The organism is Burkholderia sp. LS-044 (assembly GCF_004803625.1).
Classification (GTDB): Bacteria; Pseudomonadota; Gammaproteobacteria; order Burkholderiales; family Burkholderiaceae; genus Burkholderia; species Burkholderia cepacia.
The window spans coordinates 104,921-122,447 of sequence record NZ_SSWO01000011.1; the positions used below are offsets into that span (position 1 = coordinate 104,921).

Annotated in this window: 19 protein-coding genes and 1 tRNA gene; 2 read left to right on the forward strand and 18 right to left on the reverse strand. The window is 66.5% G+C overall.

Translation table 11 applies throughout. From position 1 onward, the window contains the following. Positions 1-57: 57 nt before the first annotated feature. From pth to E9536_RS26395, 7 genes are all read right to left on the reverse strand, one after another. Positions 58-657 (reverse strand): aminoacyl-tRNA hydrolase, encoded by a 600-nt coding sequence (gene pth / locus E9536_RS26365; protein WP_021163050.1) that lies wholly within the window; start codon positions 655-657, stop codon positions 58-60. Positions 658-779: 122 nt separating this feature from the next. Beyond that, entirely contained in the window at positions 780-1,385 is a 606-nt protein-coding gene (locus E9536_RS26370; protein WP_027789095.1) for a 50S ribosomal protein L25/general stress protein Ctc, read from the reverse strand. Between the two features lie 161 nt (positions 1,386-1,546). Continuing rightward, positions 1,547-2,509 carry a ribose-phosphate pyrophosphokinase gene (locus tag E9536_RS26375; protein WP_027789096.1) on the reverse strand — a complete coding sequence of 321 codons (963 nt, stop codon included), beginning with the start codon at positions 2,507-2,509 and terminating at the stop codon, positions 1,547-1,549. A gap of 45 nt (positions 2,510-2,554) precedes the next feature. After that, positions 2,555-2,631, reverse strand: a tRNA-Gln gene (locus tag E9536_RS26380). A gap of 55 nt (positions 2,632-2,686) precedes the next feature. Beyond that, on the reverse strand, positions 2,687-3,568 hold the full coding sequence (gene ispE, locus E9536_RS26385) for a 4-(cytidine 5'-diphospho)-2-C-methyl-D-erythritol kinase (protein WP_060084184.1): 882 nt from the start codon (positions 3,566-3,568) through the stop codon (positions 2,687-2,689). 25 nt (positions 3,569-3,593) lie between these two features. Continuing rightward, positions 3,594-4,214, reverse strand: coding sequence for a lipoprotein insertase outer membrane protein LolB (lolB, locus tag E9536_RS26390; RefSeq protein WP_027789098.1), 621 nt, complete (start codon positions 4,212-4,214; stop codon positions 3,594-3,596). Then, on the reverse strand, positions 4,214-6,037 hold the full coding sequence (locus E9536_RS26395; RefSeq protein ID WP_124544378.1) for a tetratricopeptide repeat protein: 1,824 nt from the start codon (positions 6,035-6,037) through the stop codon (positions 4,214-4,216). The genes lolB and E9536_RS26395 overlap by 1 nt, the downstream gene beginning before the upstream one ends. A gap of 86 nt (positions 6,038-6,123) precedes the next feature. On the opposite strand from E9536_RS26395, the gene mutM reads away from it, so the two are divergent. Together mutM and mutY are read left to right on the forward strand one after the other, a co-directional pair. Continuing rightward, positions 6,124-6,951 carry a bifunctional DNA-formamidopyrimidine glycosylase/DNA-(apurinic or apyrimidinic site) lyase gene (gene mutM / locus E9536_RS26400; protein WP_059688686.1) on the forward strand — a complete coding sequence of 276 codons (828 nt, stop codon included), beginning with the start codon at positions 6,124-6,126 and terminating at the stop codon, positions 6,949-6,951. A 38-nt stretch (positions 6,952-6,989) separates the two neighbouring features. After that, complete coding sequence (gene mutY, locus E9536_RS26405) at positions 6,990-8,096, forward strand: A/G-specific adenine glycosylase (protein WP_060198574.1); 1,107 nt, start codon at positions 6,990-6,992, stop codon at positions 8,094-8,096. A gap of 107 nt (positions 8,097-8,203) precedes the next feature. Here mutY and E9536_RS26410 read toward each other — a convergent pair whose 3' ends face one another. From E9536_RS26410 to kdsD, 11 genes are all read right to left on the reverse strand, one after another. After that, entirely contained in the window at positions 8,204-8,839 is a 636-nt protein-coding gene (locus tag E9536_RS26410; protein WP_027789102.1) for an LON peptidase substrate-binding domain-containing protein, read from the reverse strand. Between the two features lie 27 nt (positions 8,840-8,866). Further along, on the reverse strand, positions 8,867-9,775 hold the full coding sequence (rapZ, locus tag E9536_RS26415; protein ID WP_021162602.1) for an RNase adapter RapZ: 909 nt from the start codon (positions 9,773-9,775) through the stop codon (positions 8,867-8,869). Positions 9,776-9,850: 75 nt separating this feature from the next. After that, a complete protein-coding gene (hprK, locus tag E9536_RS26420) occupies positions 9,851-10,819 on the reverse strand; it encodes an HPr(Ser) kinase/phosphatase (RefSeq protein ID WP_011353227.1) in 969 nt (322 codons plus the stop codon). Between the two features lie 131 nt (positions 10,820-10,950). Beyond that, positions 10,951-11,490, reverse strand: coding sequence for a PTS sugar transporter subunit IIA (locus E9536_RS26425; RefSeq protein WP_034195946.1), 540 nt, complete (start codon positions 11,488-11,490; stop codon positions 10,951-10,953). 168 nt (positions 11,491-11,658) lie between these two features. Continuing rightward, positions 11,659-12,018 (reverse strand): ribosome-associated translation inhibitor RaiA, encoded by a 360-nt coding sequence (gene raiA, locus E9536_RS26430; RefSeq protein WP_006477786.1) that lies wholly within the window; start codon positions 12,016-12,018, stop codon positions 11,659-11,661. 158 nt (positions 12,019-12,176) lie between these two features. Then, positions 12,177-13,682, reverse strand: coding sequence for an RNA polymerase factor sigma-54 (locus tag E9536_RS26435; RefSeq protein ID WP_042977154.1), 1,506 nt, complete (start codon positions 13,680-13,682; stop codon positions 12,177-12,179). 171 nt (positions 13,683-13,853) lie between these two features. After that, complete coding sequence (lptB, locus tag E9536_RS26440; protein ID WP_021162599.1) at positions 13,854-14,630, reverse strand: LPS export ABC transporter ATP-binding protein; 777 nt, start codon at positions 14,628-14,630, stop codon at positions 13,854-13,856. Beyond that, positions 14,627-15,292 (reverse strand): lipopolysaccharide transport periplasmic protein LptA, encoded by a 666-nt coding sequence (gene lptA / locus E9536_RS26445; protein ID WP_021162598.1) that lies wholly within the window; start codon positions 15,290-15,292, stop codon positions 14,627-14,629. Before lptA ends, lptB begins: the two co-directional genes overlap by 4 nt. A gap of 20 nt (positions 15,293-15,312) precedes the next feature. Next, positions 15,313-15,927, reverse strand: a complete 615-nt coding sequence (gene lptC / locus E9536_RS26450) for an LPS export ABC transporter periplasmic protein LptC (protein ID WP_027789105.1) — start codon at positions 15,925-15,927, stop codon at positions 15,313-15,315. 3 nt (positions 15,928-15,930) lie between these two features. Further along, positions 15,931-16,467, reverse strand: coding sequence for an HAD family hydrolase (locus E9536_RS26455; protein ID WP_060084186.1), 537 nt, complete (start codon positions 16,465-16,467; stop codon positions 15,931-15,933). Further along, a complete protein-coding gene (gene kdsD / locus E9536_RS26460; protein WP_027789106.1) occupies positions 16,467-17,450 on the reverse strand; it encodes an arabinose 5-phosphate isomerase KdsD in 984 nt (327 codons plus the stop codon). Before kdsD ends, E9536_RS26455 begins: the two co-directional genes overlap by 1 nt. Between the last annotated feature and the right edge of the window lie 77 nt (positions 17,451-17,527).

Sequence of the window (17,527 nt, forward strand, 5' to 3'; positions counted from 1 at the left end):
GGGCGGGGCCGCCCGGCGACGCCGGGCGGCGCGATGGATCGTCGCGGGGCGCTGCGGTCAATTGCGATGCAGCTGCATCGTCGCGCGGTCGAGTTCGCCCTTGACGACCATCGGCATCACGGCGAGCGCGCGCTCGATCGACGCGTCGATCACGTCCTGTTCCTCGCGGCGCGGCGGCTTCAGCACGAAGTTCGCGACATCGGGCTTCGCGCCGGCGCGGGCGCTTTCCGGAATCAGGTCGCGCGGATGGCCGATGCCGATCCGCAGCCGCCAATACTGTTGCGACGACAGGTGTGCGGTGATGTCCTTCAGGCCGTTGTGGCCGCCGCTGCCGCCGCCGAGCTTCAGCTTCACGGTGCCGGGCGGCAGGTCGAGCTCGTCGTGTGCGACGAGGATCTGGTCGGGCAGGATCTTGAAGAACTGCGCGAGCGCGACGACCGACTGGCCGGAGCGGTTCATGTAGGTTTGCGGCTCGAGCAGGTGGACTTCCTCACCGTGCAGGCGCGCTTTCGCGTAGAAGCCATGGAAGCGGCGTTCGTCGCGCAGCGTCGCGCCTGCTTCGCGGGCGAGCTGGTCGATCAGCCAGAAGCCGGCGTTGTGGCGCGTCGCGGTGTATTCCGCCCCGGGATTGCCGAGGCCGACGATCAATTTGATCATGACGTTTCGAAGGCGGCAGCCGCCGCCTGGGCGCAGAAAAAGAAAAACCCGCCGGGCAAGCCGCGGCGGGTTGCGTCGACCGTTTCGTGAAACGGATCGATGAGAGGCGCGTAGGCGGCCGCTTAGGCAGCCGGCGTTTCGCCTTCGGCTGCGTCCGACACGGCACCAGCCGGGACCGTCGCCGATGCGACAACCGGGTTTTCCGCGTCGACGTGCGCGACCAGCGCGACGCCCTTCGGCAGTGCGATGTCCTTCGCGTGCAGCGATTGACCGGCTTCGATCTTCGACAGGTCGACTTCGAGGAACTCCGGCAGGTCAGCCGGCAGGCACTCGATTTCGATTTCCGTCGCGACGTGCGAAACGACCGCGCTCGACAGCTTCACGGCCGGGCTGATTTCAGCGTTCAGGAAGTGCAGCGGAGCCTTCGTGTGCAGCTTCTTCTTCGCGTCAACGCGCTGGAAGTCCACGTGCAGCACCAGTTGCTTGAACGGGTGGTATTGCACGTCGCGCAGCAGAACCTGTTGCGACTGGCCAGCCACTTCGAGGTCGAGGATCGACGAGTGGAAAGCTTCCTTCTTCAGGGCGTGCCACAGGGCGTTGTGATCGAGTTCGATCTTTTGCGGGGCTGCTTCGCCACCGTAAACGATACCCGTGGTCTTACCGGCGTTGCGCAGGCGGCGGCTCGCACCCGTACCTTGCTGTTGGCGCTCGAAAGCGACGACTTTCATATGATTCTCCAATGGCTGCCCGCGACCAGGCAGTAAAACGGGGCCGTCAAATGTCGGCCCCCGATGAAGCGGACGGGGTTTCGTCTATCCCGTCCGATTGTGCAAAAAGCGAAGCGTTGCCGCTTCGCTTTCTGCGCATACTTTGTTCAGTCGATTCGCGATCAGGATTCCGCGAACAGCGACATCACCGAATCGCCGCGGCGGATCCGCGAGAACGTTTCGGCCAGCAGGCTCGCGCTCGTCAGTGCACGGATCTTCGAGCAGCCGAGCGATTCGGCGGACAGCGGGATCGTGTCGGTGACCACCAGCTCGTCGAGTGCCGACGCGGCGATGCGATCACCCGCGCCACCCGACAGCACCGGGTGCGTCGCGTAGGCGAAAACCTGTTTCGCGCCGCGCTCCTTCAGCACTTGCGCGGCCTTGCAGAGCGTGCCTGCCGTATCGACCATGTCGTCCATGATCACGCAGGTGCGGCCTTCGACTTCACCGATGATGTTCATCACTTCGGAGACGTTCGCCTTCGGGCGACGCTTGTCGATGATCGCGAGATCGCAGTTGAGCTGCTTCGCGAGTGCCCGGGCACGCACCACGCCGCCGACGTCCGGCGACACGACGAGCAGATCCGGGTAGTTCTGCTTGCGCAGGTCACCCAGCAGGATCGGCGTTGCGTAGATGTTGTCGACCGGGATGTCGAAGAAGCCTTGAATCTGGTCGGCGTGCAGATCCATCGTGATGATCCGTTCGACGCCGGCGATTTCCAGCATGTTCGCGACGACCTTCGCCGAGATCGCAACACGCGCCGAACGCGGGCGGCGATCCTGACGGGCGTAGCCGAAGTAGGGGATGGCTGCAGTGATCCGGCCGGCGGATGCGCGCTTGAGCGCATCGACCATGATCATCAGTTCCATCAGGTTGTCGTTCGTCGGTGCGCACGTGGATTGCAGGACAAAGACGTCCTTGCCGCGCACGTTTTCCTGGATCTCGACCTGGATCTCGCCGTCGGAGAAACGGCTGACCATTGCTTTGCCGAGGGGGATACCAAGGATATTGACGACTTCCTGGGCGAGCGCGGGATTCGCGTTGCCAGTAAAGACCATCAGGCCATCATGGCTGTGGCTGCTCATCGTGCACCTGCTTCAGGCTTGGGCGGGAAATGCGGGAAAATTTTTTGGCAGGGGAGGAAGGACTCGAACCCTCGCATGCCGGAATCAAAATCCGGTGCCTTGACCAACTTGGCGACTCCCCTACACTTAACTGACTGCTTTACCGAACTCGTGTAGGCCGTTCGGCAAAGTAAAACTTCATGACGCGAAAGCGAAGAGCGGATGCTCGTCCAGACTCTCGGCAACTGCACCATTCCAACTGGCGGGCAGCTTGGCTTTCGCCGCTTCTGCCTCGTGCTTGCTGTGAAACGCTGCAAACACGCTTGCTCCGGAGCCGGTCATCCTCGCGGGGGTCAAATCATACAACCATTTAACCGCCTGCGCAACTTCCGCGTACTTCCTTGTTACAACTTCCTGCATGTCGTTCCGGCCGAAACTGTCTGGCCATCCCGCATCGCTGGTTTGCTGTGCAAGAAAGTCAGCAATTGTGACGGGCTTCGTATCTCTTGTCAACAACTCATCTGAAAATATTTCAGCGGTCGGGACATGAACGCTTGGCGTCACAACCAAGAACCAGCGAGTCGGCAATTGTACCTCAGCTAATTCTTCTCCGATACCCTCTGCGAACGCATTTTTTCCAAAAATAAAAAACGGGACGTCTGCGCCGAGTTTGACCGCGAGCGACTGAAGCTCGGCGCGCGGCAGGTCGAGTCGCCACAGGCGGTTCAGTGCGAGCAGCGTCGTTGCGGCGTCGGAGCTGCCGCCGCCAAGGCCGGCCCCCATCGGCAGGCACTTGTCGATCTCGATGTCGACGCCGTGCGCGGTGCCCGTATGTGCTTTCAGCAGGTTGGCTGCGCGCACGACGAGGTCGCTTTCCTCTGGCACGCCGGGCACGTCGGTGACGCGCGCGACGCGACCGTCGTCGCGCAGCGTGAAATGCAGCGTGTCGCCCCAGTTCAGCAACTGGAACACGCTCTGCAGATCGTGATAGCCGTTCGGGCGGCGGCCGGTGATGTGCAGGAACAGGTTGAGTTTCGCGGGCGCAAGGCAATTGCGCAGCGAGCGGGTCGAATCGGTCATGCGTATGTCTGGGCTGGGCCGGTGCTCACTGGTCGAGCACGAGCTTGATGTCGAGCGGCGGGGTCGCGCGCACGAGGTTGACGCGTTTGACGCCCGTGGCCGGGGCATCCGCGTAGGCAAGGTAGTCGATCGTCCAGCCGTCCTGGCGGATCTGCTTGACGCGCGTGCCGTCGGCCGGGTCGCGCACCGTTTCCGCAGGGGTCGCGGGCGCGGCCGTGGGCAGCAGCCAGTAGCGCAGGCCCGCGAGCGGCAGTTCGAAGCCGAGCGTTTTCTGCATCAGGTCGCCGACGTCCGGCGCATATTGCGTCGGACGGTTCGGCAATTCGAGCGATGCCGCCTGCGGCGTCGATTTCACGACCGCGAGCGTCTGGCCGAGCGGGCTGCGCAGCTCGAGCGACACGTCGTCGCCGTGCTCCTGCCAGTCGAAGTTGCCGTACACGTTCTGCTGCTTGCCGAGACGGTCGTCGTACTGCACCGCAAAGCGGCCATGGTAAGCGTGCGCTGCGGCGGTCTGCAGCGGCGCGCCCGTCGGCACGCCGGCCGACGGCGGCGTGCTCGCGCAGCCGGCGAGCGCAAGCGCCGCGCCGGCTGCGGCCAGCGTGCGCTGCGCGCGGGAGGACAGGGAAAACGTCGGGAACATCTGCATCAGAGGCCGTTGATCTGGAGGCGTTTCAGCGTCTGCACGAGCGTGTCGTTGTCCGGCTCGAGCTTCTGCGCGTCACGCCACGCGGAACGCGCGTCGTCCTGCGCGCCGCTCTTCCACAGCACTTCGCCGAGATGCGCGCCGATTTCGGCGTTCGGCTGCAGTTCGTACGCGCGCCGTAGCACCTTCGCCGCGCCGGCCGTATCGCCCATCCGGTACTTCACCCAGCCGAGACTGTCCATGATGTAGGCGTCGTTCGGCGCGAGCGTCATCGCCTTGTCGATCAGCTTGCTGGCTTCGGGCAGCCGCTGGTTGCGGTCGGCGAGCGAATAGCCGAGCGCGTTGTACGCCTGCGGATTGTCGGGCTGCGTGCGGATCAGCTCGCGCAGCTGCTTTTCCATCGTCGTGTAATGACCGGTTTTTTCGGCCGCCATCGCGTAGTCGTAGCGCAGGTCGGGATCGTCCGGGAAGTCCTGGACCGCCTGCCCGAGCCGGGCCTCGGCTTCCGGGTAGCGCTTCGCGGTGAACAGGATCGACGCGTCGGTGCGAGCGACCACGGCGGCATCACGCGGATCCGTGATCGGCAGGTTGTCGAGCACCTTGCGCGCCTCGTCGGTCTTGCCCTGTTTCTGCAGCAGTTGCGCGCGCGTGATCTGCGCGGGGAGATAGTGCTGGCTCGTCTGGTCGACCTTGTCGAGCCATTGCGACGCCAGCGCGTCGTTGCTCTGGTCGATCGCGATCTGCGCGAGGTAGATGTAGCCCTGGCCGACGTCGAGGTTCGGCTGCTTGTCGCCGAGCTGTACGTACTGCTTCAGGTAGGCGGTGGCTTCGTCGAGCTTCTTCTGCTGGATCTTGATCAGCGCGAGCGCCATCAGCGGCGTCGGATCCTTCGAGTCGAGCTTGCGCATCGTCTCGAACTGCTTCTGCGCGTCGTCGAGGCGATCGTCGGCGAGATAGAGCTGCGACAGCGCGAGCCGCGCATCGCGCGACTTCGGATTCTGCTGAACATACTTCTCGAACGACGCGATGCCCGCCGCGCGTTCCGCAGGCCCCATCTGCGACAGCATCAGGGCCGCCGGCAGGTAGTCGGGGCGGATCTGCAGCGCCTGCTTCAGCGACTGCGCGGCGCCGTCCTTGTCGTCGACCGCAAGCTGCTGGCGCGCGATCGCGAGCTGAGCCTCGGGCCGGTTCAGGTCGTTCTTCAGCATGTCCTTCAGCACCGCGAGGCCGCCGACGCGGTCGGGGCCGCGCACGAGCAGCGCCTGCAGCGCGAGGATCGCCGGGCCGCGCGTCTCGCCGGTCGCCCGGGCCAGCTCGCGCGCGAGCATCGGCTGCGCGTCGGCCGGCTTGCCGGCGAGCACCAGCAGCGCGGCGTCGACTTGCGACGCCCGGTTCGATTCCGGTGCGTACTGGCGCCACAGGTTCGCGGCGGACAGCGCGTCGGCCGGGCTCTGCGCACCGAGCGCGATCTCGGTCGCGCGCTGGGCCATGCGCGGATCGCGCGTGTCGCGGGCAAGCGCGAGGTAGGTCTGGTAGGCCGGCGCGGGCTGGTTGCGCTGGAGCGCGACCTCGGCGGCGAGCACCTGGTAGACGATCTGGCTCGTCAGCGGAACGCCGGGGAGATTCTTCTGCTCGTCCGGCATCACGTGCTCGAACGCGCCCTGCGGTTCCGCGTCGTCCGATGCCGGATCCTGCGCGTGAGCCGGGAAGGCGGTGAGGGTCCAGGCGGCGAACAGCGCGGCGCCGAGCGCACGGCGGACCGGGAAGGCACGCGCGCCGCGCACGGCGGCGGGGCGCTTCAGAAGCAGCTTCGAGGGCAGGGTCATGGAAATCCGTTCGATGTTTCAACCGATTGTAACGCGCTCGCTACAATACACGCACGATCGTGAATCCAGCCTCAGACCCGTAAAACATGCCAGAGTTGCCAGAAGTCGAAGTCACGCGCCGGGGCATCGAGCCCTTTGTCGCAGGCCGCCGCGTCGAGCGAGTCGACGTCCGTACCGAGATGTTGCGCTGGCCCGTGCCGGCAGGGCTCGCCGAGCAGTTGCGCGCGCGCGAGGTGCTCGCCGTCGAGCGTCGCGGCAAGTACCTGCTGTTCGAGGTCGACGCAGGCTGGTTCATCGTCCATCTCGGCATGACGGGCACGCTGCGCGTGCTGCCCGCCGACGGCGTGCCGGTCGCCGCCAAGCATGACCACATCGACTGGATCTTCGACGAATTCGTGCTGCGGTTCCGCGATCCGCGCCGCTTCGGCGCGGTGCTGTGGCACCCGCGCGAAGCAGGCGACGTGCATGCACATCCGCTGCTCGCGAGCCTCGGCGTCGAGCCGTTCTCGCCGGCGTTTACCGGCGCGCTGCTGCACGCGCGCACGCGCGGCCGCACCGTGTCGGTCAAGCAGGCGCTGCTCGCGGGCGACATGGTCGTCGGCGTCGGCAACATCTATGCGTCGGAGAGCCTGTTTCGCGCGGGCATCCGGCCGACGACGGCCGCCGGCAAGGTCTCGCTGCCGCGCTACGAGCGGCTGGCCGACGCGGTGCGCGCGACGCTCGCCGACGCGATCGAGCGTGGCGGCAGCACGTTGCGCGATTTTGTCGGCAGCAACGGCGAAAGCGGCTATTTCCAGCTCGACTGCTTTGTCTACGACCGTGCCGGCCAACCCTGCCGCGTATGCGGCACACCGATTCGCCAGATCGTGCAGGGCCAACGGTCGACTTATTTTTGCCCGACCTGCCAGCGTTGAAACCTCAGCGTTGAAACCTTATTCCCCGATCAGATAACTTGAAGCCGCCCCGCATCGCCCCCGCTCCGTTCCCCGTCACGCCGCTGCATCGCACGTTCGCCACGCGCCTGGTCGCATGGCAGCGCGAGCATGGCCGCCACGACCTGCCGTGGCAGAACACGCGAGATCCGTACCGGATCTGGCTGTCGGAAATCATGCTGCAGCAGACGCAGGTATCGACCGTCATCCCGTATTACACGCGCTTTCTCGAACGCTACCCGGACGTCGCCGCGCTCGCGGCTGCGCCGACCGACGACGTGATGGCGCTGTGGGCGGGGCTCGGTTACTACTCGCGCGCGCGCAATCTGCACCGCTGCGCGCAGGCCGTCGTCGCCGAGCACGGCGGCGCGTTTCCGGCGACGCCCGACGCGTTGGCCGAACTGCCGGGCATCGGCCGTTCGACGGCCGCGGCGATTGCGTCGTTCGCGTACGGCGCGCGCGCGACGATCCTCGACGGCAATGTGAAGCGCGTACTTGCGCGGGTTTTCGGCGTCGAGGGCTTTCCGGGCGAGAAGCGTGTCGAGAACGACATGTGGGCGCTCGCCGAATCGCTGTTGCCCGACGCCGCGAATGCGGCCGACGTGAGCGCGTATACGCAGGGGCTGATGGATCTCGGCGCGACACTGTGCGTGCGCGGCAAGCCCGATTGCGCGCGTTGCCCGTTCGCGGGCGATTGCGTTGCGCAATCGACGGGCCGCCAGCGCGAGCTGCCGGCCGCGCGGCCGAAGAAGGCGGTGCCGACACGCAAGACCTGGATGCTCGTGCTGCGCCACGGTGATGCCGTGCTGCTCGAGCGCCGGCCGCCGACCGGCATCTGGGGCGGGCTGTGGAGCCTGCCGCAAGCGGACGGCGACGCCGCGCTCGCGGAACTCGCGCGCGGCTTCGGCGGCGGCGGCACGGTGCCGCTCGCGCCGCTCACGCACACGTTTACGCATTTCCGGCTCGAGATCGAGCCTCGGCTGAGCGACACGGCCGACGGTGGCGGCCTGCCTTCGGGGGCGCGGGATGCGGATACCGCGTGGGTCCCGCTGAGCAGGCTCGACGCGTACGGCGTGCCGGCGCCCGTGCGCAAGCTGCTCGATGCGCTGAGCGGGCCGCTGTTGTAACGAACGGGAAGGGCGCGGCGCGGGCTGCGTTCGGGAAGGCGCCGGGATACCGCTTGCGGGAAAGGTCTTCCGGCGGGTGCGACGCGCGACGGAATCGGCCGCGGTAGTTACAGCCAGCCGTGCCGGTCGAGCACGTGGTGCACGGCATCGATGCGCGCGCCGACGTCCGGAAACTCCATCAGCTTCTGCCGCGCGCGCAGGTCGAGCGGCAGCAGTTCCGCGAGGCGGTTCGACACCCAGCTCGGATCGTCGAGGCGGAACGGTTCGCCGAACGGCATTTTCTCCGGATCGGACTTCTTCAGCGCGTTGATGATGCGCTCGAGCACCTCGGCGCACGAGCCGAATTGAGCGAGCGCCTGCTCGCCTTCGAGCGGGATGTCGTCGGGCAGCGGCTCAGCGATGCCGACCAGCAGCCCGTTGCCTTCGACGCGATACGACAGCAGCTCGAAACGCTGCGTGCCGACGGCCTGCAGATAAAGCATGCCGAATTCGCCGGTATCGCACTCGGTGATGCGCGCCATGCAGCCGATGGTCTCGGGCACCGACACGGCGCCGTCCTGTGCGACTTCGGGCCCGCTCTTCAGCAGGCACACGCCGAACGGCGCGTTGTCGCGCAGGCACGCGCGGGACATGTCGAGATAACGCGCCTCGAACACCTTGAGCGGGAGCAGCCCCCCCGGAAACAGCACCGTGTGCAGCGGAAACAGCGGCAGGTCGATCAGGGTGGTCGATAGGGAGGACATGGCGCGCGGGCGTTGGGGCGTGCGTCGCTAGGGTCGGTCGACCTCGGAGACGAGCCGCGACGACGCGTCGACATCCACTGGCGCGTCACGATGCCGCACGATCACGTTCGCCTCGCGCGCAAGGCGCGCGGCAAGCGTTTCCGCGATGAACACCGAACGATGCTGCCCGCCCGTGCAGCCGATGGCGACGGTCAGGTAGCTGCGGTTGTCATCGCGGAAGTGCGGCAGCCATTTCATCAGGAACGCATGGATGTCGTCGATCATCTGGTGGACGATCGGCAGTGCGTCGAGAAAGGCGATGACCGGTTGGTCGAGCCCGGTGAGCGGGCGCAACTCGTGGTCGTAGTACGGGTTCGGCAGCGCGCGCACGTCGAACATCAGGTCGGCGTCGAGCGGCACGCCGCGCTTGAAACCGAACGATTCGAACATCACCATCAGGTCGTTGTTCTTCTGCTCGATGAAGCGCTTGACCCACGTACGCAGCGCGTTCGCGCGCAGCGTGCTCGTGTCGATCTGGTGGCCGAATTCGGCGAGCGGCGCGACGAGGTGGCGTTCGCGCTCGATCGCTTCCTCGAGCGACGACAGCAGGCCGACGTCCGCATCGTGCGACAGCGAGCCGGACAGCGGATGACGGCGGCGCGTTTCGGAGAAGCGCTGGATCAGCGACTGGGTGCTCGCGTTGAGGAACAGCACGCGCACGTCGTGCTCGCGCGACAGCTCGCGAATCAGGCCGGGCATTTCGTCGAGCGATGCGCTCGAGCGCGCGTCGATCGCGACCGCGAGCCGGTGCTGGCCATCCTCCGCGAGGTAGCGGGCAAGTTCGGGGAGCACGTGCGGCGGCAGGTTGTCGACGCAGTAATAGCCTGCGTCTTCGAGCGCGTTCAGCGCGACGGACTTGCCTGAGCCGGAGATGCCGGTGATGAGGACGATGCGCATGGGAAGCAGAGAATCCTGACGTTTCATCATAGCACCGGCTCGACGCGTCGGCGTTGCGTGGCCGGCGCGTGCGGGTTACACCAGTTTGCCGGGGAATTGACTGTCGGGATCTTGCATCGCGAGTCGTTGCCGATCCATGAAATCGCGCAACGTGTCGATTCCGCGCAACTGCAGGATCGTGTTCCGGACGGCTGCCTCGACGAGCACCGCGAGGTTGCGGCCGGCCGCAACCTGGATCGTGACCTTGCTGATCGGCAAGCCGAGCACGTCGACGGTCTGGCTTTCGAGCGGCAGGCGCTGGAATTCGCCGTCGGGGCGCCGCACGAGCTGGACGATCAGCTTCAGCTTCATTTTCCGCCGCACGGCGGTTTCGCCGAAGATCGTCTTGATGTCGAGCAGGCCGAGGCCGCGCACTTCGAGCAGGTTCTGCAGCAGCGGCGGGCAGCGCCCTTCGACGAAATCGGGGCCAAGTCGGACGAAATCGACCGCGTCGTCGGCGACGAGGCCGTGGCCGCGGCTGATCAGCTCGAGGCCGAGTTCGCTCTTGCCGAGGCCCGAATCGCCGGTCAGCAGCACGCCCATCCCGAGGATGTCGATGAACACGCCGTGCAGCGTCGCGCGCGGCGCGAGGATCCGCGACATGTAGAGCCGCAGGCTGTCGATCACCGCAGCGGCCGACATCGGCGTCGTGAACAGCGGGGTCGACGAGCGTGTACAACGCAGCACGAGTTCGGGCGGGGCGGCGGCGCCGCCCGCGACGACGAGGAACGGCGGTTCGAGGGCGATCAGCTCGGCCATGTGGCGCGAGCGGTCTTCGTCGGTCTGCCGCTGGTAGTAGTCGATTTCGGCTTCGCCGAGCACCTGGATCCGGTTCGGGTGGATCAGGTTCAGGTGGCCGACGAGGTCGGCGCTCGAGGTTGCATTGCCGACGGTGTCGGCCGAAAAGCCGCGTTCCCAGCCTTCATGCCCCGTCAGCCAGCTCAGTTTCAGCGTGGCCGCGTTGTCGTCGAAGATGCTCTGGGCGTTGATGCTGGACGTATCCATGACTGCTCCGTCACTCCAATGGGCCGGTGCATGCGCGCGGCGACGGACGTCGCCATGCCGGGCCGGCGCCGGGCGGCCCTGGACGGCGGCGTGCGCCGCCTCGTACGGGAAAATAATCCGCCCGGATCAACTCAAGGTTGCCACTGAGTGAGCAGGCGATGCAACTCGGCGATGTCCGTTTCGTTGTGCAGACGCTCGCGCGCGTCGCGATCGGACAGCAGTTGCGCGATTTCCGACAGGATCTCGAGGTGTTGCTGGGTGGCTTGCTCGGGCACGAGCAGGAAGATCAGGAGGCCGACCGGCTGGCCGTCGGGGGCTTCGAACGGGATCGCATCGGCGAGCCGGACGAACGCGGCGAGCGGGTGCTTGAGACCCTTGATGCGTCCGTGCGGAATCGCGACGCCTTCGCCGAGCCCGGTCGAGCCGAGGCGCTCGCGCGCGAACAGGTTGTCCGTGACGGTGCTGCGGGCGATGCCGTTCTGATTCTCGAACATCAGCCCGGCTTGTTCGAACACGCGTTTCTTGCTGGTGACTGAGAGGTCGATGACGACGTTCTCTATGGGCAGGATTTTGGCTAGGCGATTCATGTTGGCAGGCGATTGGGCGGCCTGGGGTCTCCTTGCGGCGGCAGACTGATCATCCATGTTCGGCGATATCAAGGCGTTCTGCATCGGCAATCTGCAAGGCAGCTACCGCATCCAGCGCCCCCCGGCGATAACCGGAACATTATAGAGCACAGCTGCGTGCGTGGCGCAGCGTGGACGGACCGGTTGCACCACCGCGAGGATTCGCAAAAAAAACGCCCGGCGAGCCGGGCGACGTGTGTGTTGCGGTGAAGGTTACTGCGGCGGCAGTTCGATCTGGTCGATCGACGGTTGAAGCTTGATCGGGTCGTGCGCGTGCGTTTGCAGGCGCTCCATGTGCTTGACGACCTGACGGTCCAGCTTGTCGATCAGCAGGTCAATCGCCGCATACAGGTTACCGTTCGCGCTTTCGACGAAGATGTCCTTGCCCTTCAGATGCAGATTGATTTCCGCGCGCTGCTGCTTGTCCTTTTCCTTGTGATTGTCGACCGAGAGGATCACAGTGCCATCGATCACCTGATCGCTATGCCGTAGCACCCGGTCCAGCTTGGTGATCACGTATTCGCGAATTGCAGGCGTGACTTCGAGATGATGTCCACTGATCTTCAGGTTCATAGTGCTTCTCCAAGCGAGTGACCACCCGGCCGCATCGAGGCGGCGCTCCGGTCGACTTGCCCGTGCCGCACGAGGCGGCGTATCGCGGACAGGTCGCCCGGCCTGTTCCCCGTGTGCGCGGTGGCCGGAACACGCCTGCCGCCGGGCAGGCAGCAGGCTTAAAGAGACTTGCGCAGATTCACTGCCGGGATCTTGAGGGCTTCGCGATACTTCGCAACCGTGCGGCGCGCGACCACGAACCCCTGTTCTGCCAGCAGCTCGGCAATGCGGCTGTCCGAAAGTGGCGATTTTGGGTCTTCAGCTCCTATCAGTTGCTTGATGAGGGCTCGGATGGCGGTCGACGAGGCGGCGCCACCGGTGTCGGTCGAAACGTGAGATCCGAAGAAGTACTTAAATTCAAGCGTCCCGAACGGGGTCAGCATGTACTTCCCGGTTGTCACACGGCTGACAGTCGACTCGTGTAGGCCCAGCGTATCAGCTATTTCCCGCAAAACCAAGGGGCGCATGGCAATTTCACCGTGCGCAAAGAAGTTCTTTTGACGCTCGACAATCGCCTGCGCGACACGCAGGATCGTGTCGAATCGCTGCTGGATGTTCTTGATCAGCCAGCGTGCTTCCTGGAGCTGCTGCTTGAGCGAGCCGGCCGACGGATCGCCGCGGCTGTTGCGCAGGATGTTCGCGTAGAGGTTGTTGATCCGCAGGCGCGGCACGACCTCCGGATTGAGCTCCGCGAGCCATCCCTGGCCGGCCTTCTTCACGATGATGTCGGGCACGACGTAGTCGGCCTCGGCCTTGCCGTATGCGGCGCCGGGGAACGGCTCCAGCGAGCGGATCAGCGTGTGCGCGTCGCGCAGCGCGTCGTCGCTCGCCTTCAGGTGCTTGCGCAGCCGCGTGAAGTCGCGGGCGGCGAGCAGTTCGAGATGCTGCGACACGATCTCGAGTGCGAGCGTGCGTGTCGGGGACGGATCGAGGCGCAGCAACTGCAGCTTCAGGCATTCGGATGCCGAGCGGGCGCCGACCCCGGCCGGGTCGAAGCTGTGCAGCAGCGCGAGCGCCGCGTTCAGTTCGTCGCAGTCGATTTCCAGCTCGGGCGGCAGGTCGGCGAGCACTTCGTCGAGCGTGGCGGTCAGGTAGCCGTCGTCGTCGAGCGATTCGATCAGGAACATCACGAGCGCGCGATCGCGCGGGCTGGCCTGCGTGACGCGCAACTGCGCGGACAGGTGGTCGCGCAGCGACGTCGCCGCTTCCTGCACCTGCAGCGGCGGGAGGTCGTCGTCGTCGGACGCGCCGCTCGCGCGGCCGAATTCGTCGAGATTCCACTGCGGGCCGTCGTTGCCGTCGCCGGACGCGTAACCGTCGTATTCGTCCGCGCCGGCCGGTTCGTCGCGCTCGGCGCGCTCGCTCGACGAACTGCTGCTGTTTGTCGCAGCGGGCTCGGTGTTCTGGGCGGGAGGCGTCTGCGCGATCAACGATCCGTCCGCTGCGACACGCAGCGGGCTCGCTATCCATTCGTCGTCGTTCTCGAGCAGCGGGTTCTGCGCGACGGCCATCGCGACTTCCTGCTGCAATTCGAGCGTCGACAACTGCAGGAGCCGGATCGACTGCTGTAGCTGGGGCGTCAGCGCCAGATGTTGCGACAGGCGGAGTTGAAGGCTGGCTTTCATGGCAAGGAGGGAGTCATACCGGCAGTTTGCCACGACCCAGGCGCGTTGAGCCATCCGCGATTACGCGCGGCGCGCCGCCCGGCCGCGGGCACGGCCGCGGGCGTGGTTGCAAAGCAGGACGCGGCCCCGCGCGGCGATGCCGGGCGGGGTGCAGCCAGCCACGAAGGGGAGTTACATCCGGAAGTGTTCGCCGAGGTACACGCGGCGCACGCTTTCGTTTTCGATGATTTCGCTCGGCGCACCGGCGGCGAGCACCGAACCGTCGCTGATGATGTATGCGTGGTCGCAGATGCCGAGCGTTTCGCGGACGTTGTGATCGGTAATCAGCACGCCGATGTTGCGCTGCTTCAGGAACTTGACGATCTTCTGGATCTCGAGCACCGCGATCGGGTCGACGCCGGCGAACGGTTCGTCGAGCAGGATGAAGTTCGGGTTGGTCGCGAGCGCGCGCGCGATTTCGACCCGGCGCCGCTCGCCGCCCGACAGCGACAGCGCGGGGTTCTCGCGCAGGTGGCCGATCTGCAGCTCGTCGAGCAGCGCTTCGGTGCGCGACGCGATCGCGTCCTTCGACAGCCGCTTGCCGTCTTCGCCGTGCTGCAACTCGAGCACCGCGCGGATGTTTTCCTCGACGGTCAGCTTGCGGAACACCGACGCTTCCTGCGGCAGGTACGACAGGCCGAGCGATGCGCGCTTGTGGATCGGCAGCAGGCTGATCGAGCTGCCGTTCAGCGAGATCTCGCCCGCGTCGAGCGGCACGAGGCCGACGATCATGTAGAACGACGTGGTCTTGCCGGCACCGTTCGGGCCGAGCAGGCCGACGACTTCGCCGCTCTTCACGTCGAGCGACACGTCCTTGACGACCGTGCGCGAGCCGTAGCGCTTCTTCAGGTTGCGGACCACGAGCGAGCTCGTGGTGCCGGCCGGCTGGCGGTTCGGTAGTGCGTTCATTGGCCCGGCGCCCCCTGGATCGTGGTCGACGGCGACAGCTTCGCCGGCGCGCCGTTCAGCGGCGCGGGGCCGCCGTTCTTCGGCGACAGCATCGCGCGCACGCGGCCGTTCGGGTTGCCCGGTGCGGCGACGTCCTTGCCGCCCTTCGCGGTGTAGAAGTCGCGCTGGCCGTCGTACGTGATCACGCTGCCGTGCACGGTATCGGCGACGGTCGACGTGCCCTGCAGGCGGCGCACGGTCGCGGCGGTGGTCAGCGTGGTCAGGTCCTGCTTGCCGTCGTAGTCGATGCGCTCGGCGTCGCCGTCGATGTACTCGTCGAGGCCTTCGCGCTTCTGGCGGAACGTCGCGTGCTTCTTGCCGCTGCCGAACGAGGTGGCGTACTGATAGCCCTCCGGGTCCTGGCGCACTTCGACGCGATCGCCCTTGATGATGATCGTGCCCTTCGTGATCACGACGTTGCCGGTCGCGACCGTGACCTGCTTCAGGTCGTCATAGGTCAGGTTGTCGGCCTCGACGTTGATCGGCTTGTTCTGGTCGGCCTTCTCGGCATGGGCGAGCGGCGCCAGCCCGGCCAGCGGGAGCGCCACGAGCGCCGCGGCAAGCGCGGCGCGGACGGCGCGCGCAGCGCCGCCGGAATTCTGTCGAGGGAACGGTTCGTTCATGCAGTCACGTGAGGGATGCGTCACTTGGGTTGACCTTTCGAGCCGCCGGACGTGTCCGCCGCGGCGATCGTGCCGCGCACGTTGCCGTAAAGCTCGATGACCCGGGTGACGTTGTTGTACTTCATGCCGTCGGTCGCGTTGACGAGCGACAGGCCGCGCTGAAGTTTAACCGGCTTTTCGGTCTGGATCACATCGTCATTGACGAAGATCCGGAAATGCTGGGAATCGGCCTGCATCTGCGGATCGCCGCCGCCGGCCGCGCGCAGGATGCGCGCGTCGTCGTACAAGTCGACGATCGACACGTCGCCGTTGACGATGCCGCGCTTCGCGGTGGTCGTCACGACCGGCTTGCCGGGCTGGAACGCGCGCATGGCCGGATCGGTCAGGTCGCTGTTTTCGGTGTCTTCGTAGTGGATCAGCTTCGCGGCCGTCAGCCGGTACTGGGTCGTGCCGGACTGGTCGAGCTCGGTGACCGAGAAGTTGTCCGCGAAATAGTCGGGCGTATGGCGCTTCGGCTGCGCGGTGCCCTCGCCGGGCGGCGGCAGCGTGGCCTGCAGCAGCCACCAGGTGATGCCCGCGAGCGCGGCGACCGCGACGAGCGGCAGCAGCTGGGTCCAGCGGAAATGCGTGTTCATCCGTCAGGCTCCGCAGGCGGCCGCGAGCAGCGCGTCGTAGCGGCGCTGCGCGCGCAGGATCGCGTCGCAGACTTCGCGTACGGCGCCCTGGCCGCCGCGGGCCTCGGCCACCCAGTGCGCGCGGGCGATCACCTCGGGGTGCGCATTCGCGGGGGCAGTCGCGAAGCCGCAGCGCAGCATCACGGGCAGGTCGGGCCAGTCGTCGCCCATGTAGCCGCATTGGTCGGCGGCGAGGCCGAGCGATGCGATGAGATCGGCGAACACGGCAAGCTTGTTCTCGACGCCCTGGAACAGGTGCGCGATCTTCATTTCCTTCGCGCGTGCCGCGACGATTTCCGAGCGGCGGCCCGTGATGATCGCGGTTGCGATGCCGGCTTCGCCGAGCAGCTTCACGCCGTGGCCGTCGAGGGAATTGAACGACTTCATCGTGTCGCCGGCCGCCGTAAACAGCAGGCCGCCGTCGGTCAGCACGCCGTCGACGTCGAAAATCATCAGCTTCACGCGGCTCGCGCGTTCGGCCGCAGTCAGCGCTGCGCTCATCAGATCACCTTCTTCGAAAACAGGTCGTGCATGTTCAGCGCGCCGATCAGCACGCCGTCGGCATCGACCACCAGCATCTGGTTGATCCGGTGGCGCTCCATCAGTTCCACGGCCTCGACCGCCAGGTGATCCGGTGCGATCGTGCGCGGGTCGCGCGTCATCACGTCGGTGATCGACAACGTGCGGAAGTCGCCGTCGCGCGCGAGCACGCGGCGCAGGTCGCCGTCGGTGAAGATGCCGGCGACCTTGCCGTCGGCGTCGACCACGGCGGTCATGCCGAGGCGCTTCGCGGTGATCTGGAACAGCGCGTCCGACAGCGTCGCGTCGAGCCCGACGGACGGGACGTCGTCACCCGAGCGCATCACGTCGCGCACGTAGGTGAGCAGGCGCCGGCCGAGCGCGCCGCCCGGGTGCGAGCGCGCGAAATCTTCCGAACCGAAGCCGCGCGCGTCGAGCACCGCAACGGCGAGCGCGTCGCCGAGCGCGAGCGCGGCGGTCGTGCTCGCGGTGGGCGCGAGGTTCAGCGGGCAGGCCTCTTTCGAGACCGCGGCGTTCAGGTTCACGTCGGCGAGCGTGCCGAGGCTCGATCCCGCGCGGCCCGTGATCGCGATCAGTTTCGCGCCGATCCGCTTCACGAGCGGCAGGATCGCGACGAGTTCTTCCGATTCGCCGGAATAGGAGATGCCGATGAAGACGTCGTCGGAGGTGACCATCCCGAGGTCGCCGTGGCTGGCCTCGGCGGGGTGGACGAAGAAGGCCGGCGTGCCGGTGCTGGCCAGCGTGGCCGCGATCTTGCGGGCGATATGCCCCGATTTGCCGATACCGGACACCACCACGCGGCCGCGGCAGCCGAGCAGCAGCGCGACGGCCTGGACGAAGCCGCCGTCGAGCTGGTCGCGCAGCGCGCGCACGGCGTCCGCCTCGATGTCGAGCACGTCGCGGGCGAGCGCGAGCGCCCGATCATCATTGATTTTCGCTATCATGCGCGGAGTATAGCAAAGGCGTTTGTTCGCCGCGCCGGGCCTTCGGACTCGTCCGATGTCGCCTGTCCACCGCCACC